The organism is Stenotrophomonas sp. SBJS02 (assembly GCF_020428325.2).
GTDB lineage: Bacteria > Pseudomonadota > Gammaproteobacteria > Xanthomonadales > Xanthomonadaceae > Stenotrophomonas > Stenotrophomonas africana.
On the sequence record NZ_CP109812.1, the window covers coordinates 1,430,735 to 1,456,817 of the forward strand.

22 protein-coding genes are annotated in these 26,083 nt (G+C 67.6%); 9 read left to right on the top strand and 13 right to left on the bottom strand.

Annotated features, from left to right (window positions below):
* Positions 1-3: 3 nt before the first annotated feature.
* From FQS62_RS06825 to FQS62_RS06855, 7 genes are all read right to left on the bottom strand, one after another.
* Positions 4-402: a DMT family transporter gene (locus tag FQS62_RS06825; RefSeq protein WP_049446815.1), complete on the bottom strand. Its 399-nt coding sequence runs from the start codon at positions 400-402 to the stop codon at positions 4-6.
* Complete coding sequence (locus FQS62_RS06830) at positions 399-758, bottom strand: EamA family transporter (protein WP_012479558.1); 360 nt, start codon at positions 756-758, stop codon at positions 399-401. Before FQS62_RS06830 ends, FQS62_RS06825 begins: the two co-directional genes overlap by 4 nt.
* Position 759: 1 nt before the next feature.
* Positions 760-1,596, bottom strand: a complete 837-nt coding sequence (locus FQS62_RS06835; RefSeq protein WP_099588539.1) for an alpha/beta hydrolase — start codon at positions 1,594-1,596, stop codon at positions 760-762.
* A 79-nt stretch (positions 1,597-1,675) separates the two neighbouring features.
* Positions 1,676-3,055 carry a sensor histidine kinase gene (locus tag FQS62_RS06840; RefSeq protein WP_049446810.1) on the bottom strand — a complete coding sequence of 460 codons (1,380 nt, stop codon included), beginning with the start codon at positions 3,053-3,055 and terminating at the stop codon, positions 1,676-1,678.
* The gene (locus FQS62_RS06845) at positions 3,052-3,735 is read right to left on the bottom strand and encodes a response regulator (protein ID WP_088481107.1); all 684 of its coding nucleotides are present in this window, start codon (positions 3,733-3,735) and stop codon (positions 3,052-3,054) included. Before FQS62_RS06845 ends, FQS62_RS06840 begins: the two co-directional genes overlap by 4 nt.
* 133 nt (positions 3,736-3,868) lie before the next feature.
* Positions 3,869-4,996 (bottom strand): metallophosphoesterase, encoded by a 1,128-nt coding sequence (locus tag FQS62_RS06850; protein ID WP_099588538.1) that lies wholly within the window; start codon positions 4,994-4,996, stop codon positions 3,869-3,871.
* Between the two features lie 73 nt (positions 4,997-5,069).
* On the bottom strand, positions 5,070-5,519 hold the full coding sequence (locus FQS62_RS06855; protein WP_208043048.1) for a winged helix-turn-helix transcriptional regulator: 450 nt from the start codon (positions 5,517-5,519) through the stop codon (positions 5,070-5,072).
* A 76-nt stretch (positions 5,520-5,595) separates the two neighbouring features.
* On the opposite strand from FQS62_RS06855, the gene FQS62_RS06860 reads away from it, so the two are divergent.
* Positions 5,596-6,810, top strand: a complete 1,215-nt coding sequence (locus tag FQS62_RS06860) for an MFS transporter (protein ID WP_208043047.1) — start codon at positions 5,596-5,598, stop codon at positions 6,808-6,810.
* Between the two features lie 95 nt (positions 6,811-6,905).
* Here FQS62_RS06860 and FQS62_RS06865 read toward each other — a convergent pair whose 3' ends face one another.
* Entirely contained in the window at positions 6,906-8,321 is a 1,416-nt protein-coding gene (locus FQS62_RS06865) for a GGDEF domain-containing protein (protein ID WP_049447011.1), read from the bottom strand.
* 286 nt (positions 8,322-8,607) lie between these two features.
* Here FQS62_RS06865 and FQS62_RS06870 point away from each other — a divergent pair, with 286 nt between their 5' ends.
* Positions 8,608-10,857, top strand: coding sequence for a TonB-dependent siderophore receptor (locus FQS62_RS06870; RefSeq protein ID WP_164157904.1), 2,250 nt, complete (start codon positions 8,608-8,610; stop codon positions 10,855-10,857).
* 190 nt (positions 10,858-11,047) lie between these two features.
* On the top strand, positions 11,048-12,028 hold the full coding sequence (locus tag FQS62_RS06875) for a cation diffusion facilitator family transporter (RefSeq protein WP_154348715.1): 981 nt from the start codon (positions 11,048-11,050) through the stop codon (positions 12,026-12,028).
* A 207-nt stretch (positions 12,029-12,235) separates the two neighbouring features.
* On the opposite strand, the gene nfi is transcribed toward FQS62_RS06875, so the two are convergent.
* A complete protein-coding gene (gene nfi, locus FQS62_RS06880) occupies positions 12,236-12,910 on the bottom strand; it encodes a deoxyribonuclease V (RefSeq protein WP_208043046.1) in 675 nt (224 codons plus the stop codon).
* 94 nt (positions 12,911-13,004) lie between these two features.
* Between nfi and gpmA the strand changes: the two genes are divergently transcribed.
* A complete protein-coding gene (gene gpmA, locus FQS62_RS06885; protein WP_208043045.1) occupies positions 13,005-13,754 on the top strand; it encodes a 2,3-diphosphoglycerate-dependent phosphoglycerate mutase in 750 nt (249 codons plus the stop codon).
* Between the two features lie 211 nt (positions 13,755-13,965).
* A complete protein-coding gene (locus FQS62_RS06890) occupies positions 13,966-16,059 on the top strand; it encodes a M13 family metallopeptidase (RefSeq protein WP_208043044.1) in 2,094 nt (697 codons plus the stop codon).
* 199 nt (positions 16,060-16,258) lie between these two features.
* Here the strand turns inward: FQS62_RS06890 and FQS62_RS06895 are convergent, their stop codons facing one another.
* From FQS62_RS06895 to rlmJ, 4 genes are all read right to left on the bottom strand, one after another.
* On the bottom strand, positions 16,259-16,876 hold the full coding sequence (locus tag FQS62_RS06895) for an HD-GYP domain-containing protein (protein WP_049446793.1): 618 nt from the start codon (positions 16,874-16,876) through the stop codon (positions 16,259-16,261).
* A gap of 45 nt (positions 16,877-16,921) precedes the next feature.
* Positions 16,922-20,386: a transcription-repair coupling factor gene (gene mfd, locus FQS62_RS06900; protein ID WP_099589829.1), complete on the bottom strand. Its 3,465-nt coding sequence runs from the start codon at positions 20,384-20,386 to the stop codon at positions 16,922-16,924.
* A 149-nt stretch (positions 20,387-20,535) separates the two neighbouring features.
* A complete protein-coding gene (locus FQS62_RS06905; protein ID WP_004150340.1) occupies positions 20,536-21,081 on the bottom strand; it encodes a GNAT family N-acetyltransferase in 546 nt (181 codons plus the stop codon).
* A gap of 95 nt (positions 21,082-21,176) precedes the next feature.
* Entirely contained in the window at positions 21,177-22,034 is an 858-nt protein-coding gene (gene rlmJ / locus FQS62_RS06910; RefSeq protein ID WP_049446789.1) for a 23S rRNA (adenine(2030)-N(6))-methyltransferase RlmJ, read from the bottom strand.
* A gap of 35 nt (positions 22,035-22,069) precedes the next feature.
* Between rlmJ and creB the strand changes: the two genes are divergently transcribed.
* From creB to FQS62_RS06930, 4 genes are all read left to right on the top strand, one after another.
* Positions 22,070-22,795, top strand: a complete 726-nt coding sequence (gene creB, locus FQS62_RS06915; protein ID WP_080354850.1) for a two-component system response regulator CreB — start codon at positions 22,070-22,072, stop codon at positions 22,793-22,795.
* Between the two features lie 3 nt (positions 22,796-22,798).
* Positions 22,799-24,259, top strand: a complete 1,461-nt coding sequence (gene creC / locus FQS62_RS06920) for a two-component system sensor histidine kinase CreC (protein ID WP_208043043.1) — start codon at positions 22,799-22,801, stop codon at positions 24,257-24,259.
* Positions 24,260-24,340: 81 nt separating this feature from the next.
* Positions 24,341-25,660: a cell envelope integrity protein CreD gene (gene creD / locus FQS62_RS06925; protein WP_049446785.1), complete on the top strand. Its 1,320-nt coding sequence runs from the start codon at positions 24,341-24,343 to the stop codon at positions 25,658-25,660.
* 10 nt (positions 25,661-25,670) lie between these two features.
* Positions 25,671-26,081, top strand: a complete 411-nt coding sequence (locus FQS62_RS06930; RefSeq protein WP_049446784.1) for a hypothetical protein — start codon at positions 25,671-25,673, stop codon at positions 26,079-26,081.
* Positions 26,082-26,083 lie beyond the last annotated feature (2 nt).

Here is a 26,083-nt window from a genome sequence, read left to right on the forward strand (position 1 = left end):
CGCTCACGACGTGCTTTCGGCCGGGCTGTGCGGGTCGTCGGCCTCCGCGCGGCCGAGGCAGACGATGCCGGCCACGATCAGTACTGCACCGAGCAGATGGTGCAGGGTCAGCGGCTCGTTCAACAGCCACGCCGACAGCAGCAGCACGCTGATCACTTCCAGGTGCGAGGCGGCGAATGCGGGGCCGATCGGCGCATGCCGCAGCAGGCTCATCCAGGTAAAGAACGCACCCACGTAGCCGAGGATGGCGCCGTACACCCACGGCTGCGACAGCACGCGCAGCAGCCACGCGGTGTTGGCCTCGACCGGCAGCGCGGCATCACCGGCGTACTTGAAACACAGCTGGGCCAACGTGTCGAAGGCCATCAGCAGCGGGAAGCCGATTACATACAGGCGCCTCATGAGCCGGCTCCTACCACCGCCACGCCTGCGGTGACCAGCAGCATGCCCGTCACCCGCAGCGGCGTGAGCTTTTCGCGGAACAGGAAGCGGCCGGCGATCATCAGTGCGACGATGTTGATCGAGCCCAGCAGCACGCCCTTGGACAGCGGAACCAGCGACAGGAACGCGATCCAGGCGACGAACTCAAGCACATAGCAGGCGATGCCGATCCACAGCCAGGGACGGCTGAGCATGTGTTTCCAGCGTTGCAGTCCTTCGCCTTCCTGCGGATCGCTGGCGGCGGCCTTGAAGGCGAGCTGGCCACCGGTATCGAGTACCACATTGGCCAGCCACAGCAGCGTGGCGAGTGCCCCCATTTCAGGCCACCGCCTTGAGTACGCCACTGCGTTCACCGATCTCGGTGAAGAAGCGCGCGCTGCGGCGGATCACGTCGCGGCGTTCGCGGTCGATGGTGATCATGTGGTAGCTGTCTTCCAGCACCACCAGTTCCTTCGGGCCGCTCACCCGCGACATCACCAGTTCGGCATTGCCCATGCTGGCCACGTCGTCCTCGCGTGCGTGCATCACCAGGCACGGTGCGGTGACCTGGTGCAGGTGGCGGCGGGTCCAGTTGCTCAGGGCGCGCATCTCGGCCAGCGCGTGCCAGGGGTTGCCCGGAAGGCCGGCCGCCGCGCTGTCGCCGGACAGCATGGCGGCACTGACCTGCGCGCGCAGTCGCTCGTCACGCAGGCCGTAGGGCGGTTCCTCCATGAACATGCGGTCGCGGCCGATGTTGAAGCGCTTGAACCACGGCAGCAGGAACGAGAAGCGAGCCACGGCGGGGATGTTCCAGCCGTCGTAGCGGAAAGTGGCGCCGTAGACGCCGACCCCGGAGACCCACTCCGGGCGACGTGCAGCCAAGGCCAATGACAGCACCGCGCCCATCGACAGGCCACCGACGAAGAGCTGGTCGACCTTGCCGCGCAGGGTTGCCGCCGCATCTTCCACGCCCTGGTACCACTGTTCCCAGGTGGTTGCCAGCAGATCATCCACGCTGCCGCAATGCCCGGGCAGCTGCACGCCGTGCACGGTAAAACCGGCGTTGTTCAGGCCCTTGCCCAGCATGCGCATTTCCGCGGGGGTGCCGGTCAGGCCATGGACCAGCAGCACGCCCTGTGGGCCACCGGGGAGGAAGAAGTCGTGCGATTCGGTCACCTGGCGGCTCCGTGACGGCAGTGGGGATGGCAGGATCGCAAGCGCGATTTTCGCCAGCCTTTCAGCGCCCCGGGCCGGGTCAGGGTGCCTTCAGCAGCGGCAGCGTGATGGCGACCTTCAATCCGCCGCCGGGGCGGTTCAGGAAGCTCAGGCGGCCGCCGAAGTGCTCCACCGCCTCGTGCGCGATGGCCAGGCCGAGGCCGGTACCGCTGGCAGCGGTGCCCGGTGCCCGGAAGAAGCGCTCGCCCAGCCGTGGCATCACGTCGTCGGGCACGCCGGGGCCGTTGTCTTCCACATACAGTTCGACATCATTGTCGTCCAGCGCGTGCACGCCCACCGTAACGGTCGCATTGCGGCCGGCATAACGCAGGGCGTTGTCGATCAGATTGTCCAGCGCTTCCTGCAGCATGGCGCCGTTGCCGAGTACACGCAGCGGATGGGGGCTGCCGCGGTAGCCGAGGTCGATGCCATCACGGATCGCCTCCGGAACGCGCGTGCCGACCCACTGCGGCACCAGCTCGCATAGATCCAGCGCCTCCACGGTATCGGGCACGGTCTGCGCCCGGCTCAGCGCCAGCAGCTGGGTGCTGACCCGGGCAGTGCGCTGGTTGAGCCGGCGGATGTGCTGCAGTGCCTCGCGCACCGTATCGGGGTCACCATGTGCCAGCGCCTGGTCCACGTGCAGGGCCATGCCCGCCAGCGGCGAACGCAGCTGATGCGCGGCATCGGCGATGAAGCGGTTCTGCAACGTGATCATTTCCGCCTGGCGGGCAAACAGATCATCGATGGTGCTGATCAGGGGCTGGATCTCCTCCGGCACGTCGGCATCGGAGATCGGTGCCAGTTCGCCGCGGCGCTGCGCCAGGCGGGTCCTCAGCGGGGTCAGGATGCGCAGGCCGTAGGTCACGCCGAACCAGACCAGCGCCGCGGTACCCAGCGCCAGCATGGTCATCAGCGGGATGATGATCATCAGGATCTCGCGCGCGCGCTGTCGGCGGTCGGCCATGCTCTCGGCCACGGTCACCGCCAGCTGGTCCTGCGGATCATTCATCGCCTGCGTGCAGACCGTGGCCATGCGCACCTGCTGGCCATTGAGGTTGCCGTCGTACAGCGCCGGATGCACACCGGTGCAGTCCTGCGAAGGGGCGTACGGGCTGAAGTCGGCATTGCCGCTGAGCGTACCCATGCGGCTGCTGTCAACGTTGAAGTAGCGATGGCCGTCGGGGTCGTACTCGATCAGGAAGCGTGCCTGCGGCGACAGGTCGCTGGTCACCGGCATGGTGCTCAGCATCTGCGCGAACGAATGCGTGTCGTCGATCAGGTTGCGGTCGTGGATGCGGTTGGAATAGTCCAGCGCAACGTAATAGGCCAGGATCGTGTTGAAGGTGAGCAGGCCCAGCATCGGCAGCGCCAGGAAGGCGAGCAGGCGCCGGCGCAGGCTGGGCGGTCCACTGATCACGAGGCGTTTTCGTCCTGCGCGTCTTCCAGCATGTAGCCCAGCCCGCGCACGGTGCGGATGCCCATGCCGCCGGGTTGCAGCTTGCGGCGCAGGCGGTGCAGGGCGATGTCCAGGCCGTTGTCGGTGAGGTCCTGGCCCCAGTCGCACAGCGCTTCCACCAGTTGCGCGCGCGACACGATGCGCTCGGCGCGAACCGCCAGCGCGGACAGCAGACCGAATTCCCGCGCGGTCAGTTCCAGTGACTGATCGTCGATCCACACCCGATGCCCGGCCAGGTCCAGGCGCAGGCGACCGATGCGCAGATCCGGGTTGCCGTTGCTGGTGACCCGCCGCAGCTGTGCGCGAACACGTGCTTCGAATTCGTCCAGTGCGAACGGCTTGACCAGGTAGTCGTCGGCGCCGAGGTCGAGCACACGCACGCGCTCGGCCAGGCCGTCACGGGCGGTGACCACCAGCACCGCCAGGCCATCGCCGCGCTGGCGCAGGCGCTGCAGCACGTCGCGGCCGTCCAGCTGCGGCAGGCCCAGGTCCAGTACCAGCAATGCGTACTGGGTCGAGCCCAGGGCAGCGTCGGCGTGCGCGCCGTTGTCGACGTGGTCGACCACATGGCCCTGCCGGCGCAGCGAGGTGCACAGGCCGGAGGCGATATCCGGGTCGTCTTCAGCAATCAGAACGCGCATGCGCGGGGCTCCTGTAACAGTCAGGCCCACCGGATGGACGGGGCGGGCCTCTCTCGGCTGCCGAGGGTAGCCGCAAACCGGGGGAAGGTGGAGCGCGCCGCCGCCACCGGGCGCGGCCGCGCTTTCCGTCCATTCAGTCCTGCAGGCCGGGCTCGCCCTCCGCCAGCGGCACCCGCGAACCGTCCAGCAGACCACGGCTGAGTTTGCCATCTTCGATGAACAGCAGTTCCCCGTTCTCGCCGTTCTTGATGCTGCTGTCGATGGCGATCACGCGGTCGCCGTGGAAGCTGCTGACGTGCGGCATCGAAGTGTGGCCGACCACGATGCGCGCGAGCTGCAGGCGATCGAGCACGGCCTGCACGCCTGCGGTGTCCAGTCGCCCATCGAAATAGCCGCGGTACCAGATCGGGCTGGTCTTGCCGTCATACAGCGGCGCGGTGGCCGGGTCGGCCTTCACTTCGGCCTTGGGCAGGCCGAGCGAGGCCTGGTAGGCCGCGTTGGTGCGCGCCGGGTCCAGTGCCAGCTGTACTGCTTCGGGCGAGATGCCGCCGTGCAGGAACAGGGTATCGCCGATCTTCAGCAGCACCGGGCGGGTGCGCAGCCACTGCCCGATCACCGAATCGGCACCGTACAGCTGCGGGTAGCTGCGGCCCAGCAGCTGGGCGCTGCGCAGGTACTTCGGATTGACGTAGCGCAGGTCGTCGTACAGCACCATGGTCTCGTGGTTGCCGAGCACGAAGTGCACTGCGCCACCGGCGGCGGCCGCCTGCTGCTGCAGGCCGTACAGCAGCCAGAAGGCCTCGGTCACCTGCGGGCCACGGTCGAACACATCGCCGGCGATGACCAGGGTGTCCTTGCCCAGCGCCCAGCGGTCCTGTGCGTCGATGACCTGGTGGGCACGCAGCAGGCGCACCAGCAGCCCGTACTGGCCATGGATGTCGGACAGCGCAACGATGCGCGGCACGGCCGGCAGCACCGAGACCGAAAGTGCATTCGGGGCAGCCACGTGCACCGTGTGCTCGTAGCCGCAGCGCGGGGCGATATCGGTACCCGCGGCCTGCGTAGCAAGCGTGTGCGACTCGACCTTGTCGTCGCAGATCCATGTGGCCTGCAGCCGGTCGCCCTGGCGGAACACATAGGGACCATCGGCCTGCACGTGATCGGCGGGCGCGGCAACCTCGCGGGCCTGCGTGGTTGCTGTGGCGCAGGCCAGCAGCGGCAACAGCAGGGCGGTCAGCAGGGAAGGGCGATCGCGCGACATCGGCGGCATCCAGCAGCGGAAAGACCCGATGCTAACCGGCGCGGGCGTTCGTCGGTGTGCGCGAATGGGCGGGTCAGGTGTCGCGCCCGTCATCCCTGAGCTTGCGTACGCGGGTGGCGATGGGCTGAAGCGGTTGGTCGTCGCGCCCGCGCGGCTGCATGTAGGGCAGCGGCCGCCGCGTCGCCAATTCGATCAGCTGTGAATGGGCTTCGCCTGCACTGAAGCAATGGCGCTCTCCCCACTGGCGCAGTGCGACCAGCAGCGGGAACAGTTCCTGGCCAGCGGCGGTCAGCACGTACTCCTGGTAGGCCGATCCATCGGAGGCCGGCTGCAGCTGCAGGATGCCGGCCTCGACCAGCCGGCGCAGGCGGTCGCTGAGGATGTTGCGCGCCGCGCCGAGGCTGCGCTGGAAATCTCCGAAGCGGGTGATGCCGTCGAACGCGTCGCGGATCACCAGCAATGCCCAGCGGTCACCGAGCAGGTCGGCACTGCGGGCTACTGGGCAGGGGCTGTCGGCGTGCATGCTGGTATCTCCGAATGTGGTTGCAGTTTAAAACCAATGGCGATAGCCTGCATCTGGTTTCAAAGTGCAACCAAAAATGAGTGCCGCATCTATTCCCCGCCCGTTGCTGGTCCTGCTTGCGGTTGCCGCCGGCGCCAGCGTCGCCAACGTCTACTACGCGCAGCCGCTGCTGGATCAGCTTGCACGCGCCTTTGCGCTGGACCGGGCCGTGGCCGGCGCGGTACTGGCGGCCACCCAGGCCGGTAGCGTGCTGGCGCTGCTTGGGCTGCTGCCGCTGGCGGACCGCAGCGACCGGCGACGCCTGCTGCGGCTGCAGCTGATTGCACTGGTGCTGGCCCTGTTGTGGCTGGCGGCGTCACGCACGGCGAGCTGGCTGTTGTCGGGCATGCTGCTGGCCGGCTTGCTGGGCACCGCGCTGACCCAGGGCCTGATCGCCTATACCGCCATGCTGGCACCGCCCGAGCAGCGCGGTCGCATGGTCGGTGTGGTGCAGGGCGGCGTGTTCATCGGCCTGCTGCTGGCGCGCGTGGTGTCCGGTACGGTGGCGGCCGCCTTTGGCTGGCAGAGGGTCTACCTGCTGTCAGCGGTGGTGATGGCGGTGTTGGCGGCGCTGCTGTGGCGGCGCCTGCCCGCAGTACCGGTGCCGTCGGTCCCTCCACGCTGGCGCGAGCTGATGGGCTCGATGCTGGGCATACTGCGCCGCGATCGAACGCTGCGCGAGCGCGGGCCGCTGGCATTGCTGCTGTTTGCAGGCCTCAATGTGTTCTGGGCGGCGGCACCCTTGCCGCTGTCCGCACCGCCGCTGCACTGGTCGACGGCGACCATCGGTGCGCTCGGCCTGGCCGGCGTGGTCGGTGCGCTGATGGCAGCGCGTGTCGGCCACTGGATGGACCGTGGTTTCACCCATCGGGTCAGCCTCGGTGCGCTGTTGTTGATGCTGGTCGCGTGGTGGCCGCTGCTGGGCCTGCCGCAGTCGCTGTCCTTGCTGCTGCTGGGTGTGGTCGTGCTCGACCTCGGCGGCCAGGCACTACATGTCTCGAACCAGGCACTGCTGCTGCGTGCACCGGCAGAACAGCATGGGCGCCTGGTGGCGTTGTACATGCTGTTCTATGCGGTGGGCAGTGGTGCAGGCGCGGCGGCGGGGCCCTGGATGCAGGTGCGGCATGGCTGGCCCGCCGTGTGCCTGCTGGGTGCAGGCATCGCGTTGCTGGCGCTGCTGTGGTGGGCAGCGTGGCGGGTGGTGGCGTTCAATGCATCGGCTGGCGCGCGAACCGGTAGAGTCGACTGTTAGTCGACTGCTCTTCCGTCAGCTTGCAAGAAAACCTGCGCTGCGCGCGATAGTCGACTGGCAGTCGACTCTACCCCTGGGTTGCCGTCCGCGTCGGGCTACCGCTGCAATGCCCGCCGTCCCGGTGCTTCCTGTAGTGCCTCGCTGGCCACCACCACGCGGTTGCGGCCGCTGCGCTTGGCCTCGTACATCGCGGCGTCGGCACGTGCCATCAGCCGCTCGTAGTCCGGATGACCATCGTGACCGGCCACGCCGATGCTGGCGGTCAGCTCCAGCACCTGACCATTGGCCAGCGCTACCGGCGACTGTGCGATCTGCCGGCGCAGGCTCTCGGCGATCACGGTCGCCTGCGATTCGCTGGCGGCCACCAGCACCACCACGAATTCTTCGCCGCCATAGCGGAACAGGTAGTCGCTGCCACGCGTGAGCTGGCCGAGCAGGCCGGCCACGTGCTGCAACGCGCGGTCGCCGGCATCGTGGCCATGGCCGTCGTTGATTGCCTTGAAATGATCCAGGTCGAGCAGCAGCAGCGAGAACGGTGTGCGGTTGCGCGTGGCCAGCTCGATTTCCCGACGCAGCACGGTGGGCAGGAAGCGACGGTTGAGCAGGTTGGTCAGCGCGTCGCTGCCGGCATCGAGTTCACCGATGCGCTCGAACAGCAGTGTCATCAGGGTGCGGATGGCGGCCAGGTCCTCGCGGATGGCCGGCAGCACCGCCAGTCGCTGTGCCGGGGCATCGCCGCTCGCGCGCTGCAGGTGGCCGTCAATGCGGGCCATCAACTTGCCCACCTGCTGCGTTTCGCTGCTCTCGCCGAAGCTGGGGATGCCCTTGTGGGTGAACCACAGGCCGAACTCCGAGGTGGCCAGGCTGGCGTTGTCGCTGGCCTGCACATGACCGGCGAGTGCGTACAGCAGGGCGTTTTCCCAGTCCAGCAGCAGTGCACGCTGGCGCTCTCGTTCGGTACCGACGTTCTGTACCAGCGAGAACAGCCGGTAGGCGGCGTCGGCACGGGTGGAGCGCTCGCGCGCATGGGTATAGGCCAGCGTCATGCCTTCCATGGCGATGTCCATGATCGCGCTGAGGCAGGCGATGGCAGCGAATGCGGTCGCGCTGTCGGGTGCCTCGTCGCGCAGGCGCACGAACAGCTCGTGCTTGAGCACGCGCGCACCGCGGGTGACCAGGTCGACCGGGATGCCGACCCGCGCATGTACGTCGCCGATCACCCGCTGCGAGGCGACGGTGGTGGCGATGCCGGAGGCGTCAGTGGTCAGCAGTTGCACCAACCAGCGCTGCATGGCCGGCTGCAGGCGCTGCTTGACCTGGTCGTGGGACAGGAAGCGGCGTGCACGCCCGTCCTGCAGCAGCACTTCATAGAAGCGCTGGGCCAGCGCGGGTGGGGCATCGGTGGCAGCGCACTTGAGCAGCGCGGTGGCGGCAGGGCCGGCCTGCAGCAGGCACTGCTGCCAGGCCTCGGCCAGCGGCTGGCTGGCATCGTCCAATTGGGGTGGTTCCACGTCGATCTCTGACTGCGTACGGCAAACCACGGGTATCGGCCGCGACGGCGTACGGTTGATGGCGGGTTAGCCGGCCAGTTTACGCGCGGTGCAGGGTTGCACGGTGCGCAAAGCACATCGCCATGGCTGCGGCAATGAGCGAACGCATTTGAGAATCAATCGCATTGGTGGGAGAATGCGCGCACGGATCGGGCCGCAGGCGACTGCAGCGACGCTCCGCCTCCCCCTCGTCGTTGCCTCAAGCCCTTTGCCAGAGGCCCCGTAGCCCTGCCAGAAGGTCCAGATCATGTCTCCTGCCGTTGTCCTTTCGCCGCGCCCGCTGGCGCTTGCCGTTGCCGCCCTGCTGGCGGGCAGCGCCCTGACCGCCCAGGCCGAAACCGACGCCACCGATATCGACACGGTGCACGTCACCGCCTCGCAGATTGCGCGCCAGGCGTTGGGCACTTCGACCATCACCGCCGAGGACATCGCCAAGCGCCCGCCGGCCAACGACATCGCCGAACTGCTGCGCACCATGCCGGGCGTCAACCTCACCGGCAACAGTGCCTCGGGCCAGTACGGCAACAACCGCCAGATCGACCTGCGTGGCATGGGCCCGGAAAACACCCTGATCCTGGTCGACGGCAAGCGCATCGGCGCGCGTGATGCCGTGCGCATGGGCCGCAGCGGTGAGCGCAATACCCGCGGTGACACCAACTGGGTGCCGGCGGAAATGATCGAGCGCATCGAAGTGCTGCGCGGCCCGGCGGCGGCACGCTATGGCTCGGGTGCTTCCGGCGGCGTGGTCAACATCATCACCAAGCGCCCGACCGGCGATCTGACCGGTGCGGTCGACCTGTATGGCCTGGTACCCGAGCACAGCGCCGAAGGCGGCAGCGAGCGCGTCGGCCTGCAGCTGAGCGGGCCGATGACCGACACCCTGTCGTTCCGCCTGTACGGCAACCTCAACAAGACCGACGCCGACTCACTGGACCTCAACCGCCAGTACGCCACCAACCCGAACGCGGTGCCGCCAGCCGGCCGCGAGGGCGTCAAGAACCGCGACATCAATGCGCTGCTGCGCTGGGACGTGACCGCCAACCAGGTGGTCGAGTTCGAAGCCGGCACCAGCCGCCAGGGCAACATCTATGCCGGCGACCGCGCGGTCAGCACCACCGGCACCTCGACACCGATCGATCTGGCGGCCCTGGCCGAGCAGCAGGCCGAGACCAACCGCATGTACCGCACCACTGGCGCGGTCACCCATCGCGGCCGCTGGGGTGATGTGACCTCGCGGGTAACGGCTGCAGTGGAAGCGGTGAACAATTCGCGTATCAACGAAGGCCTGGCCGGTGGCCCGGAAGGCAGCTTCAACGGCACCGACTGGTCGACCTCGCGCCTGCGCAACTACCAGCTGGACGGCGAGGTCAGCTTCCCGACCACGCTCGGTGGCGCCGAGAACATCTGGACGCTGGGCTTCGAGTACCTCGACAGCCGCCTGACCGACCCGTATTCGATGAGCCAGTCCAGCAGCAGTGGCGGCGGCATCCCGGGGCTGTCGGCCGATCGCGCGCGCGGCAAGGCCGATGCGCAGACCACGGCCGTGTTCGTGGAAGACAACATCTACCTGGGTGAGCGCTGGATCGTCACGCCGGGCCTGCGCTTCGACCACCACAGCCAGTTCGGCAACAACACCAGCCCCAGCCTCAATGCGCAGTTCCGCATCAACAGCGACTGGGTGGTGAAGGGCGGTATCGCCCGTGCATTCAAGGCACCGAACCTGTACCAGTCGAATCCGGACTATCTGTATTACACCCGTGGCAATGGCTGCCCGAATGCACTGCCGAGCCTGGGCGCCGGCTGCTACATGCGTGGCAATGCGGACCTGAAGGCGGAAACCAGCCTGAACAAGGAACTGGGCATCGAGTGGGCGCCGCAGAGTGGCTGGCAGGCGTCCCTGACGTACTTCCACAACGACTACAAGGACAAGATCCAGGCCGGCTACACCCAGATTGGGCTGACTGCCGATACCAAGGGCCGCATCTTCCGCTGGGAGAACGCACCGAAGGCGATCGTGCAGGGGCTTGAGGGCAACCTGGTGATTCCGCTGCTCGGGGAGCAGGGCAACCGGCTGAAGTGGAGCAACAATTTCACCTACATGGTGGAGAACGAGAACAAGGGCACCGGCCAGCCGCTGTCGGTGATTCCGAAGTACACGATCAACACGATGCTGGACTGGCAGGCCACCGACAGGCTGTCGCTGCTGCTGACCGGCACGTTCTATGGCAAGCAGAAGCCGGCCACCACCAACATCAACAATGATCCGCGCTGCACCGGCACCTGCGACCCGTCGATCGCGCTGCAGGATCGCGGTGCGTACAACATCTGGGGCGTGAGCGCGCGCTACAAGGTGACCGAGACGGTCAGCTTCGGCTTCGGTGTCAACAACCTGGCCGACAAGCGCCTGTTCCGCGAGGCCAACAGCAGCGACGCTGGCGCGGCGACTTACAACGAGCCGGGCCGCGCCTACTGGGCCAGCCTGCGCTTCGGCTTCTGATCGCTGGCAGGCGTCGTTCCCCCGGGCTCGCCAGGCATGGCCTGGCGTTACCGGGACGGGCATGCCACACCGGTGGCGCCGGGCCATGCCCGGCGGCAACGGAGCTGCACGCCTGCAATGTTATAAACACCGTGATAGTTTCCCCACGGCCGCCAGCGTAGCCTGCCTCCATCGCAAAGGAGCTGTTGCCATGGGCCACGACCACGATCACCTGCCATCCGAGATCCGCCACGAGAAACCCTTGTGGTGGGCGCTCGGCCTGACCTCCACCTTCCTCATCGTCGAGGTGGTGGGCGCGTTCTGGACCAACAGCCTGGCGCTGCTGTCCGACGCGGCGCACATGGCCACCGATGCACTGGCACTGATGATCGCGCTGGTCGCGGTACGGCTGAGCCGTCGCCCGCCGGACGCGCGCCGCACCTACGGCTATGCGCGCCTGGAAGCGCTGGGCGCGATGATCAACGGTGCGATGCTGTTCGTGGTCGCCGGTTACATCCTGTGGGAGGCCATTGGGCGTTTCCGCGAGCCGCAGGAGATCGCCTCATCGGGCATGCTGGTGATTGCCGCAGCGGGCCTGGTCATCAATCTGATCTCGATGCGCCTGCTGCAGGCCGGCAGCGGCGAGAGCCTCAACGTGAAGGGCGCCTACCTGGAAGTGTGGGCGGACATGCTCGGCTCGGTGGCGGTGATTGCGGGTGCGCTGTTGATCAAGTGGACCGGCTGGAAACCGATCGATCCGATCCTGGCGGTACTGATCGGCCTGTGGGTGCTGCCGCGCACCTACGTGCTGATGCGTGAGGCGATCAACGTGCTGCTGGAAGGCGTACCCAAGGGCATGGACGTGGCCAGGGTACGCGACAGCCTGTCCGGTCACACCGCAGTGCTGGACGTGCATGACCTGCACGTGTGGGCGCTGGCCTCCAGCACGCCGGCGCTGACCGCGCACATCGTGATGCGCGATGGCACCGATGCCGACGCGCTGCGCCGCGAGCTGGGCGCGCGCCTGCACGATGACTTCGGCATCGAGCACGTGACGCTGCAGATCGAAGCGGACCACTGCGGCGAAGCCTGTGGTGAACCGGCGCCGGCCAAGGGCGGCGAGCACGAGGGCCATGAGGGCCACGACCACGGCGAGGACGCGCAGGGCCATCGCGGCCACGTGCATCGTTGAGTGGGAAGTGCGGGCACGCCGGTTGGGCGAAACCGACCGGGCGAAACCGACGGGGCGAAATCGCCTTGGTAGAGTCGACTGTCAGTCGACTGCTCTCCGCGAGGCTGCGGCAAATCCCGCGCTGCGCGCGATAGTCGACTGGCAGTCGACTCTACCCAATCGTTCCGACGCGATCGCGCAGGCTGCATCCGTCCAGAGCAGCGAAGGTCATTCGTCCCGTCGGGACGCCAGCCGATCCGCCAGCCGGGTCGGCTCCGGCAGCCGGTAACCGCGCAGTGTGCGCTGCACCCAGTCCAGCGCGGTATCGGCACTGACCCGATGGCCGCCGGCCACGAACAGCGGCTTGCAGCGCACCTTGCTGCGCAACACCCAGCCCAATTGTTCATCGCCATCCAGCAGCGGCGTATGTGCACCGGCCTCGGCGCCCGGTTCGACGAACCGGCCCACCAGTTTCGACTTGGCCACGCCGATGCTCGGCAGGTCGGTGACCACGCCCAGATGCGCGGCCACGCCCAGTCTGCGCGGATGGCTGATGCCGTGGCCATCGACGAACACCAGATCCGGCGCCCGCGGCAGCAGCGCCAACGCGGCCAGCAGTGCCGGCAGTTCGCGGAAGCTGAGCAGGCCGGGGATGTAGGGCATCACCGTAGGAATCCGCGCGATCTCCTGCGCCACGGGCTGCAGCGTCTTCGCATCCAGCAGCACTGCCGCGGCGCGGGTGATCGCGCCGTTGTCTTCAAAGCCGACATCCAGCCCGGCCAGCCAGCGCACGTTGCGTGGCAGGCGGTCCTGGCGTTCCACGCCGCCGGCAAGCAGGGTCTGCTGCGCGCGGGCAGTGGCGACGCTGCCTTCCCAGCGTCCGGGGTCGATCACCGTATTCATTGGCCACAGCATCGCATGCGCGGTGCCACGGCCCGGTGAGCGGCGCCCGGGGCTACAATGGCGGCCTGCCTTTCCTCGCGTTGGAGACCCTGCAGTGACCCGTAAACTCGTACTGTTGCGCCATGGCCAGAGCCAGTGGAACCTGGACAACCGCTTCACCGGCTGGGTCGATGTCGACCTCACCGAGCAGGGGCGCCGGGAAGCGGCCGCCGCCGGTCGCCTGATGCGCGAGGAAGGCCTGCAGTTCGACGTCGCCCACACCTCCGTGCTCAAGCGCGCCATCCACACGCTGCAGGGTGCGCTGGCCGAACTGGAGCAGGAGTGGCTGCCGGTGAACAAGTCCTGGCGCCTCAACGAGCGCCACTACGGCGGCCTGCAGGGCCTGGACAAGGCCGAGACCGCCGCCAAGCACGGCGAGGACCAGGTCAAGGTGTGGCGTCGTTCGTACGACATCCCGCCACCGGCCATGGACCTGGAAGATCCGGGCCACCCGATCCATGACCGCCGCTACGCCGGCCTGGATCGCAACGCGCTGCCGGGCACCGAATCGCTGGCCACCACCCTGGACCGCGTGCTGCCGTACTGGCATGACGCCATCGCGCCGCAGCTGAAGGACGGCAAGACCGTGCTGGTCACCGCCCACGGCAACTCGCTGCGCGCCCTGTACAAGTACCTCAACAACGTCTCGCGCGAGGAAATCCTCGAGCTGAACATCCCGACCGGCATCCCGCTGCTGTTCGAACTGAACGATGATCTGACCGTGCAGTCGTTCCGCTACCTGGGCGACCCGGAAGCGGCGCGCAAGGCCGCTGAAGCCGTGGCCAACCAGGGCAAGGCGAAGTAAGAAGCAGAAGGCCGGCGCAAGCCGGCCTTCGCTTTTTGTAGAGTCGAGCCATGCTCGACTGCTGTTGGCCTCTTGCCGCAAGCGCCATGAACCCGGAACGGAGAGCAGTCGAGCATGGCTCGACTCTACAGAAGGGCGTCCTGTGACCTTTGGCCGGTCCCTGTCGTGGGCGTCCCCGGCTACCCTGTGAAATTACCCGCAGGAGAGCCTCATGAACGTCCGCAACCTGGTCCCGCTGGGCCTGACCATCGCCATCGCTGCCTCGCTGGCGGCCTGTGGCAAGAATGAAACCGCGTCGGCGGCCAGCGCCGACGCCAAGCCGGCCTTCGACCTGTCGCAGATCAAGACGCCGCTGATCTCGCTCAACAGCGCCGACCTCGATCCGGCCATCTCGGCCTGTACCGACCTCAATGGCTTCGTCAACAGCAAGTGGCTGAAGGCCAACCCGGTGCCGGGCGACCAGACCACCTGGGGCAGCTTCGAGATCCTGCGCGAGCGCTCGCTGGAAGTGCAGCACGCGCTGGTACAGCAGGCCGCCGCCAGCCAGGCCAAGGCTGGCTCGGTGGAAGCCAAGATCGGTGACATCTGGAAGACCGGCAACGATGAAGCGAAGATCGAAGCAGCCGGCCTGGCACCGCTGCAGCCGCAGCTGGACAAGATCACCGCGCTGAACGACACCGCCGCCATCACCCAGTACCTGCGCGACAGCCAGGCCGAGGGCAAGGGCGTGCTGTTCTCGCTGTTCGCCAATGCCGACTACAAGGATTCGGCCAACGTCATCGCCTACGTCGGCCAGGGCGGCCTGGGCCTGCCGGAGAAGGGCTACTACTTCGACGACGCGCAGGCCAAGATCCGCGATGCCTACGTGGCCTATATCGCCCAGGTGCTGACCCTGTCCGGCGTGGACGCCGCGCAGGCGGCCGAGCAGGCCAAGGCCGTGATGGCCTTCGAAACCCGCCTGGCCAAAGCCTCGATGTCGCGCATCGAAATGCGTGACCCGGCCAAGCGCTACAACCCGCTCAGCGCCGCAGACGCCGACAAGCTGACCCCGAACTTCAGCTGGACCGCGCTGTTCGACACCCTGAAGGTGCCGGCCGCGCAGAAGTTCTCGCTGGCGCAGCCGGGCTTCTTCGGTGAAATGGACAAGATGCTCGCCGATGTGCCGGCCAGTACCTGGCAGGCCTACCTGCGCTTCCACACCATCGACGACGCCTCGCCGTACCTGAGCAGCCAGTTCGAGAAGGCCAACTTCGATTTCTATGGCACCACCCTGCGTGGTCAGAAGGAAATGCAGCCGCGCTGGAAGCGCGTGCTGGAGTCGGTCAACGGTGGCATGGGTGAAGCCCTGGGCCAGCTGTACGTCGATGCCGTGTTCCCGGCCGAGTCGAAGGTGGCCATGCAGCACCTGGTTGAAAACCTGTCGCAGGCGCTGAAGGCACGCCTGGAGCAGCTGCCGTGGATGGGCGAAGAAACCAAGAAGAAGGCACTGGAAAAGTGGGCCAGCTTCACCCCCAAGATCGGTTACCCGGACAAGTGGCGTGAGTGGACCGGCCTGCAGACCAACGGCGACAGCTACCTGGGCAACATGCAGGCGGCGCGTGCGTTCAACTACCGCTACATGCTGGACAAGATCGGCAAGCCGGTGGACAAGACCGAGTGGGGCATGACCCCGCAGACCGTCAATGCGTACTACAACGCGACCAAGAACGAGATCGTGTTCCCGGCGGCAATCCTGCAGGCGCCGTTCTTCGACGCCAAGGCCGACCCGGCGCTGAACTACGGCGGCATCGGTGCGGTCATCGGCCACGAAATGATGCACGGCTACGACGACTCGGGCAGCCAGTTCGCTGCCAACGGCAACTTCGACAACTGGTGGACCGACGCCGACCGCAAGGCCTTCACCGAACGTACCGACCAGCTGGTCGCACAGTTCGATGGCTATGAGTCGGTGCCGGGCGTGTTCGTGAAGGGCAAGCTGACCCTGGGCGAGAACATCGGTGACCTGGGCGGCCTGACCGTGGCCTACGACGCGCTGCAGATGGCGCTGAAGGAAGACCCGAAGGCGAATGTCGAAGTTGATGGCCACAGCCAGGACCAGCGTTTCTTCATGAACTGGGCCACCGTGTGGCGCCGCAACTTCACCGACGGTGAGCTGCGCGTGCGGCTGAACACCGACCCGCACGCGCCGGCCAACTTCCGTGCCAACGGTGCGCCGTCGAACATGCCGTCCTATGCCGCTGCATTCCAGTGCAAGGCCGGCGACGCGATGGTGCGTGCTGACGACAAGCGCGTGGTGATCTGGTAATCGATCGCACGTAACGCGTGATGCCAAAGGCCCGGCGAAAGCCGGGCCTTTTGTCTTTCTGGCCGGTCGCGAGGAGCGGACTGGTAGAGTCGACTGTTAGTCGACTGCTCTTCGTTCAGATCGAGAAAATCCCGCGCTGCGCGCGATAGTCGACTAACAGTCGACTCTACCGGCGGGTCGTTTCACCGTCGGGAAGATCTCAGGCCAGCTCCGGCTCCCGCGCCAGCATACGATGGAAGCGCTGCAGCACGTAGGGATCCACCAGCCCTCCAGACTGCGAATCGATGATCCGCAATGCGGTTTCGTGCTCCATCGCATCGCGATACGGGCGCACGCTGGTCATCGCATCGTAGGCATCGGCGATGGTGACGATGCGTGCGCCCAGCGGGATGGATTCGCCACGCAGGCCGTCGGGATAGCCACTGCCATCAAACGCCTCGTGATGGGCGCGGATCAGCCGTGCGACCGGTGCGGCGTCGCTGCGGCCGGTGGCCAGGAAGATGTGCTCGCCGCGCACCGGATGCTCGCGCATGATCGCGCGCTCCTCATCGGTATGCCGGCGCGGTGCCAGGAGCACATCGTCGGGAATGCCGATCTTGCCGACGTCGTGGAAGCGCGCGGCCAGGCCGATCTGCGCACAGGCATCGTCGTCGAGATCGCAGTGCGCGGCCAGGCGCTGCGCGAGCAGGCCAACGCGGTCGCAATGGTGGCGGGTGTAGGCGTCGCGCATCTGCAGCGACATCGAGAGGGCATCGATCAGGCAGGCCTGCGCGTGCAGCAGGTCGGGGGCGGGTACGGCGTCAGGGAACATGGTCATCCGCCCGCACCGGGTGGGGACCGGTGCGGGGTGTTCGGGGGGCGATCAACCCGGGGCGAGGGTGGTCAGAAGGGCGCGGGCCGCATTGAAGCGGTCTTCCGGCAACGGCAGCGGGTGCTTGATGCGCAGCTTGTCGGGCCCTTCCATGGCGTAGAGGTTCGGTTGTTTCTGGATCAGCTGGATCACCGCCATCGGATCGATGTTCGGCTTGGACTCGAACACGATGCGGCCACCGTTCTCGCCCAGGTCCAGCTTGCGGATGCCCAGCGTGTTGGCTTTCAGCTTCAGCTCGGCGATGGCGAACAGATGCTTGGCGGCATCCGGCAGCAGGCCGAAGCGGTCGATCATCTCCACCTGCAGCTCGCGCAGCGCATCACTGTCGCGCGCGCTGGAAATGCGTTTGTACAGGGTCAGGCGGGTGTGCACGTCCGGCAGGTAGTCTTCCGGAATCAGCGCCGGCACGTGCAGCTCGACCTCGGCACCGCGCACTTCCTCGCCGGCATCCAGGTCGGGCAGCTTGCCCTGCTTGATGCTGCGCACCGCGCGTTCCAGCAGCTCGGTATAGAGGCTGAAGCCGACCTCGGCCATCTGCCCGCTCTGGTCCTCGCCGAGCAGTTCACCGGCACCGCGGATCTCCAGATCGTGGGTGGCCAGGGTGAAGCCAGCGCCCAGTTCGTCCATCGAGGCGATGGCTTCCAGGCGCTTCTCGGCGTCGGGGGTGATCGCGCGGCGGTCGGGGGTGATCAGGTAGGCGTAGGCACGGTGGTGCGAACGGCCGACGCGGCCACGCAGCTGGTGCAGCTGGGCCAGGCCGAAGCGGTCGGCGCGGTTGATGATGATGGTGTTGGCGTTGGGGATGTCGATGCCCGATTCGATGATCGTGGTCGACAGCAGCACGTTGAAACGCTGCTTCTGGAAGTCCAGCATCACCTTTTCCAGCTCACGCTCGGGCATCTGCCCGTGGGCGATGCCGATGCGTGCTTCGGGCACCAGCTCGGACAGCTCGCGCTGCATGCGGCCGATGCTCTCCACGTCGTTGTGCAGGAAGTACAGCTGGCCACCGCGTGCCAGCTCGCGCTGGAAGGCTTCGCGCAGCAGCGCGTTGTCCCACTGGGTGATGAAGGTCTGCACCGCCAGCCGGTTCGGTGGCGGCGTAGCGATGATCGACAGGTCGCGCAGGCCGGCCATGGCCATGTTCAGCGTGCGCGGGATCGGCGTGGCGGTCAGGGTCAGCAGGTGCACGTTGGCGCGCAGCGCCTTCAGTGCTTCCTTCTGGCGCACGCCGAAACGCTGCTCCTCGTCGACGATGACCATGCCCAGGTCCTTGAACTTCACGTCCGGCTGCAGCAGGCGGTGGGTACCGACGATCACGTCGATGGTGCCTGCGGCGACCTTCTCCAGTTCGGCCTTGATTTCCTTGGTGGTCTTGAAGCGCGACAGCACCTCGACCTTCAGCGGGTAATCGGCGAAGCGGTCGCGGAAGTTGCGGTAATGCTGTTCGGCCAGCAGCGTGGTCGGCACCAGCACGGCCACCTGCTTGCCGGCGCTGGCGGCGGCGAACGCCGCGCGCACCGCGACCTCGGTCTTGCCGAAGCCGACGTCGCCGCAGACCACACGGTCCATCGGCTGGCTGCTGGCCAGGTCGCGTAGGGTGGCGTCGATCGCGGCCAGCTGATCGGGGGTTTCCTCGAACGGGAAGCCGGCCGCGAACGGTTCGTACATCGCGCGGTCCACCTGCAGGGCCAGTCCGGCACGCGCCTGGCGGCGGGCCTGGATCTCCAGCAGTTCGGCCGCCACATCGCGCACTTTCTCGGCAGCCTTGCGCTTGGCCTTGCTCCACTGCTCGCCGCCGAGCGAATGCAGCGGCGCGGTTTCCGCCGAAGCACCGGAGTAGCGGCTGATCAGATGCAGCTGGGCAACCGGCACATACAGGCGGTCGCCCTTGGCGTATTCGATTTCGAGGAACTCGCCGGGCATGCCGCCGACGTCCATCGCGATCAGGCCACGGTAGCGGCCGACGCCATGGTCCTCGTGCACGATCGGCGCGCCTTCGGTCAGCTCGCCGAGGTCGCGGATGATCGCTTCCGGCTCGCGGCCGGCACGGCGCGTGCGGCGGGTGCTGCCGGCGCGCTCGGGGAACAGTTGGCGCTCGGTCAGCACCGCGATGCGCGGATCGTCCAGCGCGAAGCCATCCTCCAGCGGCGCCACCGCAATCGCGAAGCGCGCATCGCCGGCGAGGAAGCTGGGCAGGTCGGCCACCACCGGCGGCTTCAGCTCGGCGGCCTGCAGCACTTCCAGCAGGGCCTCGCGACGCCCGGGTGAATCGGCGGCAATCAGTACCCGGCCGGGATAGTGGCCGAGGAAGGATTTCAGCGCGTCGCCAGCGGGGGCCTCGCGTGCGGCCACCGGCAGCGGCGGCAGCGGCTGGTCACCCAACGCATGGGCATCGGCGATGCGCGCGTGGTCAGCCGACCACACCTCAATGCGCGGGGCATCGTTCAGACGCTCGCGCAGCAGCTCCGGCGACAGGTACAGCGCCGACGGCGGCAGCAGCGGGCGTTCCACATCGTGGCGGCGCTGCTCGTAGCGGTCACCGGTCTGCGCCCAGAACGCGACTGCCGCTTCGTACGCACCGGTGCAGACCACCGGCAGGCTGCCGTCGGGCAGGTAGTCGAACAGGGTCGCGGTGCGCTCGAAGAACAGCGGCAGGTAGTACTCGACGCCGGCCGGGGCCAGCCCGGATTTCAGGTCCTGATACAGCGAACTGCGCCGGGTATCGACATCGAAACGCTCGCGCAGCGTGGCCAGCACGCGGGCGATGCTGGCCTCGTCCATCGGCACTTCGCGGCCGGGCAGCATGTGCACCGCCTCGACCTTGTCCAGCGAACGCTGGCTTTCCGGATCGAAGGCACGGATGGAGTCGATGTCCTCGTCCAGCAGCTCCACCCGCAGCGGCTCGTCGGCGCCCATCGGGAACACGTCGAGCAGGCCGCCGCGCACCGCGAAGTCACCCGGGTCCATCACCTGCGGCACGTTGCGGTAGCCGGCGCTTTCCAGGCGGCGCTTCTCGGCTTCAAGATCCAGGCGCTGGCCGACCTTCAGGTCGAAGCTGCCACCGATGACATAGCTGCGCGGGGCCAGCTGCTGCAGCAGGGTCTGCACCGGCACGATCACCAGGCCGCGCTTCAGCGCGGGCAGGCGGTGCAGGGCGGACAAGCGTTGCGAGATGATGTCCGGATGCGGGCTGAAGCGGTCGTAGGGCAGGGTTTCCCAGTCCGGGAAAGCGACCACCGGCAGGGCCGGGTCGCCGCCGAGCAGGGTCTGCAGGTCGGCTTCAAGCTGGTTGGCGCCGTGGTTGTCACGGGCGATCACCAGCAGCGGCGCGTCGTGCGCACGCGCGGCCTGGGACAGGTACCAGGCCAGGGCGGTCGGCGAGGCGGGGGCGCGCCACCAGGCGCGGAGCTGGCCGGCGCGCGGCAGCGGCGGGGCGGGGTATGAGGTACGCGACATGGACCCCGGATTTTAGCAGAAGCCTGATCGAAGCCCGGTGGGTCGTGCCGGTCGTTTGCCGGCCGCCTCATGTGCCGTTGGGGTATCGGAATGCCGGCCAGCGGCCGGCACTACCCGAATGCGGCGCCGGGTTACGCCCGGCGCATCCATCAGTTGTCCAGCTCCAGCACCATCCGCACCAGGCCTTCGGCACCGGTCGGGTGCGGCACCGGCTTGAAGCCCAGCGAGGCGGCCAGCTGCTTCATCGGCTCGTTCTCGGCGGCAACGTCGCCGTACAGGCGGTCCAGGTACTTGCCGCGGCCCCACTTCACCAGCTTGCGCATCAGCTGCCGGCCCAGGCCCTGGCCAATGAGGAAGCGGCTGATCAGGATCGCGTACTCGGCTTCACGGGTACCGGGGATGATCGAGGCCCGGGCGACCGCGCCGACCACTGCTTCGCCCGCGGGCAGGGATTCGGCTGCGACCAGGGTGATCTCGGTCTTGGGATTGGGGTGGGTCAGGCGCTGGGTGGTTTCCGGCGAAAGCTCGGTCACCGCCTGCAGGAAACGATCACGGATTTCTTCCGGCCCGAACAGGCTGAACGCCGCTTGCAGCGGTGCGCCATCTTCCGGGCGGATTGGGCGGATCAGCAGCTCGTGGCCGCTGGGAGCCTTGAAGATCTCATGCCAGGGCGGCATGCGGTTGCGAGTGGCCATACCGGGTGATTCCTTGGTGGTCCATCGATTGTGGCATCACCGGGGCTGCATTCCGTGAACGAAAGGCTCACGGCGGTACAGCCTCGTGAAGGCCGTTATTCGGGGGCTTTGAGCCAATCCAGGCGGGTGCTGGCGCCGGGTTCGCCCAGGTGCTGGCGCAGCGCCGGCAGGGCCGGGCCGACCACCCGGTCGAACTGCCACGGCGGGTTGAGCAGCAGCATGCCGCTGCCGTTGAGGCGCAGCGGCGAGTCGTCCGGGCGCACCAGGAACTCGATCGTCATCGCCGACTTGACCGGCAGCGCGCTGGCCTTGCGCAGGAAATGCAGGATGGTGCGGCGCTGTTTGATCGGGAACCAGACGGCACACGTGGCCTGCGGCCAGCGCGCCAGGGTTTCAGCCAGGGCGGCCAGAACGGCCTGGTACTCGGCGTCCTGGGCCTCGTAGGGCGGGTCGATCAGCACCAGGCCACGGCCGATCTTGCTGCCGTTGAACTTCGGCGGCAGCAGCGAACGCAGCAGCGCATAGCCATCGCCGGCCCGCACGTCGACGCGGCTGTCATGGGCGAACAGGGCCTTCAGCGTGGCCGTTTCGGCTTCCTGCAGCTCGCACACCGCCATGCGGTCCTGCGCACGCATCGCCTGCGCGCTCAGCAGCGGCGAGCCCGGGTAGTTGGTCATCGCGCCGACCGGGTTGTCGGCCTGCACCGCCTTCAGGTAGCGCTCGACCACCTCCGGCAGCTTGGGCTGGGCCATCAGCCGCATGATCCCGGATTCGGCCTCGAGGGTCTTGCGGCTCTCTTCGCTGGCCAGCAGGTAGCGGCCGGCGCCGCCGTGGGTGTCGAGCACGAAGAACGGGCTGTCCTTGCGCTTGAAGCTGTCGATCAGGGCCAGCTGCACGATGTGCTTGAGCACATCGGCGTGGTTGCCGGCATGGAAGGCGTGGCGATAGTTCATGGGCGGCAGTGTACGGGGCGGCGGCCGCAGCGGCTATGCTGCGCGCCATGACAGCTCCCGTTGCCCATGTCCTGGTAGTCGAGGACGAAGCCGCCATCGCCGAAACCGTGCTCTATGCGCTGCGCAGCGAGGGCTATGCCGCCAGCCACTGCCTGTTGGGCGGGGAGGCGCTGCAGCGGCTGCAGGCCGGGGATATCGACGTGGTGGTGCTGGACGTGGGATTGCCCGACCTGGGCGGCTTCGAGGTGTGCAGGCGGCTGCGCGCGCAGCCCGGGCCGGTGGCGCAGCTGCCGGTGATCTTCCTGACTGCCCGCAACGATGAGGTGGACCGGGTGCTCGGCCTGGAACTGGGCGCCGACGACTACATGACCAAGCCGTTCTCGCCGCGCGAGCTGGTGGCACGGGTGCGGGCACGCCTGCGCCGTGCGGCACCGGTCATCGCAGCGCCCGGCGCCGATGCAGGCTGGCAGGAACATGGCGCCTTCGCCATCGACCGCGAAGGCCGGCGCATCCGCTTCCGTGGCCAGGCACTGGACCTGACCCGCTACGAGTACGCGCTGCTGGAGGCGCTGCTGCAGCGCCCCGGAGCCATCCTCAGCCGTGCCCAGCTGATGGACCGTGGCTGGGACAGCAGCGCCGACAGTGCCGACCGCACCGTCGATACCCATGTAAAGACGCTGCGCGCCAAGCTGCGTGCAGCCGGTGCCAGCGACGACCCGATCCGCACCCACCGTGGCCTTGGCTACGCGCTGGAGGTCTAGCCGATGCGCCTGGTGCTGAAGCTGTTCCTGGGCTTCTTCCTGATCACCGGCATCGCGGCGTTCTTCGTGATGCGCGTGTTCGTCAACGAAGTGAAGCCGGGTGTGCGCCAGGCGATGGAATCGACCCTGGTCGATGCCGCCAACGTGCTGGCCGAGATGGCCGCCGCCGACGTCAAGGCGGGCACCATCCGCAGCGGCAGCTTCACCCGCAACCTGGCCAAGGCGCGCCAGCGCGACCTGAAGGCGATGGTCTGGCGTTTCCCGAAGCGTTCACTGGACTACCGGGTGACCATCACCGACGCCAGGGGCATCGTCATCTACGACTCGCTGGGCCGCGACCTGGGGCGCGACAACTCGCGCTGGAATGATGTCTACCGTACCCTGCGTGGTGAGTACGGCGCGCGTTCCAGCCCCGAGATTGCCGGCGAAGAGGGCGATACGGTGATGCACGTGGCGGCGCCGGTATATGACCCGGCCGATGGGCGCACCCTGATTGGCGTGCTCAGCCTGGCGCAACCCAACCGCAGCATCGATCCGTTCATCGCTGCCAGCCAACGCGCCATCATCGAGCGCGGGGCCTGGCTGATCGGATTGTCGGCGCTGGTCGGCGTGCTGGTGACGATGTGGCTGACCACCGGCCTCGGCCAGCTCAGCCGCTATGCACGCGCGGTCAGCGCCGGCGAACCGGTGCCGCCGCCACGGCGTCGTCGTGACGAGATCGGCGATCTTGGGCAGGCACTGGAAACGATGCGCCGCAAGCTGGAAGGCAAGGCCTACGTCGAGCAGTACGTGCAGTCGCTGACGCATGAGATGAAGAGCCCGCTGGCGGCCATCCGCGGCGCCGCCGAGCTGCTGCAGGAACCATTGCCGGAGGCCGATCGCGTGCATTTCGCGCGCAGCATTGTCGACCAGCAGGAGCGGCTGACCGAGACCATCGACAAGCTGCTGGCGCTGGCCGAAGTGGAACAGCACGGTTGGCTGCAGACCCGCGACCCGATTGCATTGCCAGTGCTGCTGGCCGACGCGGCCGCTGCCGCGCAGGTGCGCGCACAGGCGGCGGGCGTGCAGGTCCGCATCGGCAGCGTGCCCGACCTGCAGGTGCAGGGCGACGGCTATCTGCTGCGGCAGGCACTGCACAACCTGATCGACAACGCGATTGCGTTCTCTCCGTCCGGCGCGGAAATCGCGTTGCAGGCCGAGGTGGACGGGCAGGGCGTGCGCCTGCAGGTGGCCGACCGCGGCGCCGGCATCCCGGACTATGCGCGCGAACGGGTGTTCGAGCGCTTCTATTCGCTGGCCCGCCCCGGCAGCGGGCGGCGCAGTTCCGGCCTGGGCCTGCCGTTCGTGCAGGAAGTCGCGCGCCTGCACGATGGGCGCGCCAGTGTCGACGTCCGCGAGGGCGGCGGCACCGTGGCCAGCCTGTGGCTGCCGTTGGGCGCGCCGGGCCAGCGCCCGCGCCGCTGACTTCACACTCGCTTCAAATTCGCCACAAACCCTGCTCACCACGGCGGTCCATCCTGCAGCCCTCTCCAACGAGGATGGACCATGAAATCCCTGAAGATGCTGCTGAGGTTCGCCATTGTCGGCGGGCTGATCCTGCTGCTGCTGGTGCCGCTGACGATGATCCGCGGGGTCATCAACGAACGCAGTGCGTACCGCGACGAGGCCTTCTCGCGGGTGGCCGACAGCCGCGCCGGTGCACAGCAGCTGGTGGGCCCGGTACGGGTGGTGCCATGGGTGGAACGCAAGCAGGTTGAACTGGTCGACCCGCTGGGCGTCAAGAAGACCGAGGTGCAGGTCACCGAGGGGCACTGGCTGCAGATGCCGGCGTCGCTGGAGGTGGGCGGCGAGATGCTGCCGAGCCAGCGCGAAGTCGGCCTGTTCAAGGTGCCGGTGTACAGCTGGAACGGCCAGATGAAGGCGACCTTCGCCGCAGACGACTACCCGGTGAAGGCCGGTCGCAGCTACGGAAAGCCGTATGTGGCGGTGGGCATTTCCGATGTGCGCGGCCTGGTCGGTACGCCGAACCTGCGTGTGGATGGCAAGCAGTTCCGGTTGCTGCCGGGCGTTGGCGCTGCCAGCGAGGTCGGACGCGGCCTGCATGCACCGGTGGCCGGTTTCGCTGCGGATCAGGGCGGCACGCTGGCTGCCAGCACCGTTGAACTGGAGCTGCGCCTGGATGGCAGCCGCATGCTGTCGGTGGTGCCGGTGGGCGATGACACCCACATCGCGCTGCGTTCGAGCTGGCCGCATCCGTCGTTCAGCGGTGCGTTCCTGCCCAATGAGCGACGCGTCGATGCGCAGGGCTTCGATGCGCGCTGGGCGGTGTCCTCGCTGGCCTCCGATGCGCAGCGCCAGCTGCGCAATGACGGTTCGGTCGACTCGCAGGCGGTGACGGTGTCGCTGGTCGATCCGGTCGATACCTACACCCAGGCCGACCGCGCCTCGAAATACGGCGTGCTGTTCGTGGTACTCACCTTCGTCGGCTTCATTCTGTTCGAGCTGATCAAGTCGCTGCGCATCCACCCACTGCAGTACCTGATGGTGGGCCTGGCGCTGGCGATCTTCTTCCTGCTGCTGATCAGCCTGTCCGAGCACATTGCGTTCTGGAAGGCCTACCTGGTCTCGGCCGTGGCCTGCATCGGGCTGCAGGCGGTGTACCTGGCCAATGTGCTGGGCCACTGGAAGCGCGGCCTCGGCTTCGCGGCGCTGCTGACCGTGCTGTACGGCGCGTTGTATGGCCTGCTGGTGTCGGAGAACAACGCGCTGCTGATGGGGTCGCTGCTGCTGTTCGTGATCCTGGCGCTGGCGATGTGGGTGACCCGCCGGGTCGACTGGTACGCGCTTGGCGCGGAACTGAAGTAAGGAGCACGCCATGAGCTGGCGCCAGGGATTGCGGCAACGGGCACGGCAGGGCATTCCGGCCCTGCTGGAAGTGGATGCACTGCTGCAGGCACATGGCGTGCTGGCGGCCCTGCCGGGGGCACGGATCGCCCCCGGCCTGGTCCGCTTCCAGCTGGCAGCAGTGACCTGCGAGGGATTGCGGGGGCAGGGGCTGGATTGGCTGCAGGGCGCACGGCAAGGACGCGGCGCGGTGGCTGGGCGGGTGCCGCGCTACCGGTCATGGAAGGCCGGGGCGGAGGCGCTGGCCGAGATCGGCATCGGTGGCCTGCCCGAGGACTGGCCCACGCATGCGGCGGTGTACGGCTGCAGCAGCATCGATCGGCGGCACTGGTTGCTGCTGCTGCCGGAGCGGGCGCAGTTGTGGTTGGGCTGGAATGGGTGACT

What these genes read in the sequence shown, in the direction of transcription:
- FQS62_RS06825 (WP_049446815.1), bottom strand. Translation starts at nt 402, where the DNA reads ATGAGGCGCCTGTATGTAATCGGCTTCCCGCTGCTGATGGCCTTCGAC.
- FQS62_RS06830 (WP_012479558.1), bottom strand. Translation starts at nt 758, where the DNA reads ATGGGGGCACTCGCCACGCTGCTGTGGCTGGCCAATGTGGTACTCGAT.
- FQS62_RS06845 (WP_088481107.1), bottom strand. Translation starts at nt 3,735, where the DNA reads ATGCGCGTTCTGATTGCTGAAGACGACCCGGATATCGCCTCCGGCCTG.
- FQS62_RS06850 (WP_099588538.1), bottom strand. Translation starts at nt 4,996, where the DNA reads ATGTCGCGCGATCGCCCTTCCCTGCTGACCGCCCTGCTGTTGCCGCTG.
- FQS62_RS06855 (WP_208043048.1), bottom strand. Translation starts at nt 5,519, where the DNA reads ATGCACGCCGACAGCCCCTGCCCAGTAGCCCGCAGTGCCGACCTGCTC.
- FQS62_RS06860 (WP_208043047.1), top strand. Translation starts at nt 5,596, where the DNA reads ATGAGTGCCGCATCTATTCCCCGCCCGTTGCTGGTCCTGCTTGCGGTT.
- FQS62_RS06870 (WP_164157904.1), top strand. Translation starts at nt 8,608, where the DNA reads ATGTCTCCTGCCGTTGTCCTTTCGCCGCGCCCGCTGGCGCTTGCCGTT.
- FQS62_RS06875 (WP_154348715.1), top strand. Translation starts at nt 11,048, where the DNA reads ATGGGCCACGACCACGATCACCTGCCATCCGAGATCCGCCACGAGAAA.
- nfi (WP_208043046.1), bottom strand. Translation starts at nt 12,910, where the DNA reads ATGAATACGGTGATCGACCCCGGACGCTGGGAAGGCAGCGTCGCCACT.
- FQS62_RS06890 (WP_208043044.1), top strand. Translation starts at nt 13,966, where the DNA reads ATGAACGTCCGCAACCTGGTCCCGCTGGGCCTGACCATCGCCATCGCT.
- FQS62_RS06895 (WP_049446793.1), bottom strand. Translation starts at nt 16,876, where the DNA reads ATGACCATGTTCCCTGACGCCGTACCCGCCCCCGACCTGCTGCACGCG.
- mfd (WP_099589829.1), bottom strand. Translation starts at nt 20,386, where the DNA reads ATGTCGCGTACCTCATACCCCGCCCCGCCGCTGCCGCGCGCCGGCCAG.
- FQS62_RS06905 (WP_004150340.1), bottom strand. Translation starts at nt 21,081, where the DNA reads ATGGCCACTCGCAACCGCATGCCGCCCTGGCATGAGATCTTCAAGGCT.
- rlmJ (WP_049446789.1), bottom strand. Translation starts at nt 22,034, where the DNA reads ATGAACTATCGCCACGCCTTCCATGCCGGCAACCACGCCGATGTGCTC.
- creB (WP_080354850.1), top strand. Translation starts at nt 22,070, where the DNA reads ATGCTGCGCGCCATGACAGCTCCCGTTGCCCATGTCCTGGTAGTCGAG.
- creC (WP_208043043.1), top strand. Translation starts at nt 22,799, where the DNA reads ATGCGCCTGGTGCTGAAGCTGTTCCTGGGCTTCTTCCTGATCACCGGC.
- creD (WP_049446785.1), top strand. Translation starts at nt 24,341, where the DNA reads ATGAAATCCCTGAAGATGCTGCTGAGGTTCGCCATTGTCGGCGGGCTG.
- FQS62_RS06930 (WP_049446784.1), top strand. Translation starts at nt 25,671, where the DNA reads ATGAGCTGGCGCCAGGGATTGCGGCAACGGGCACGGCAGGGCATTCCG.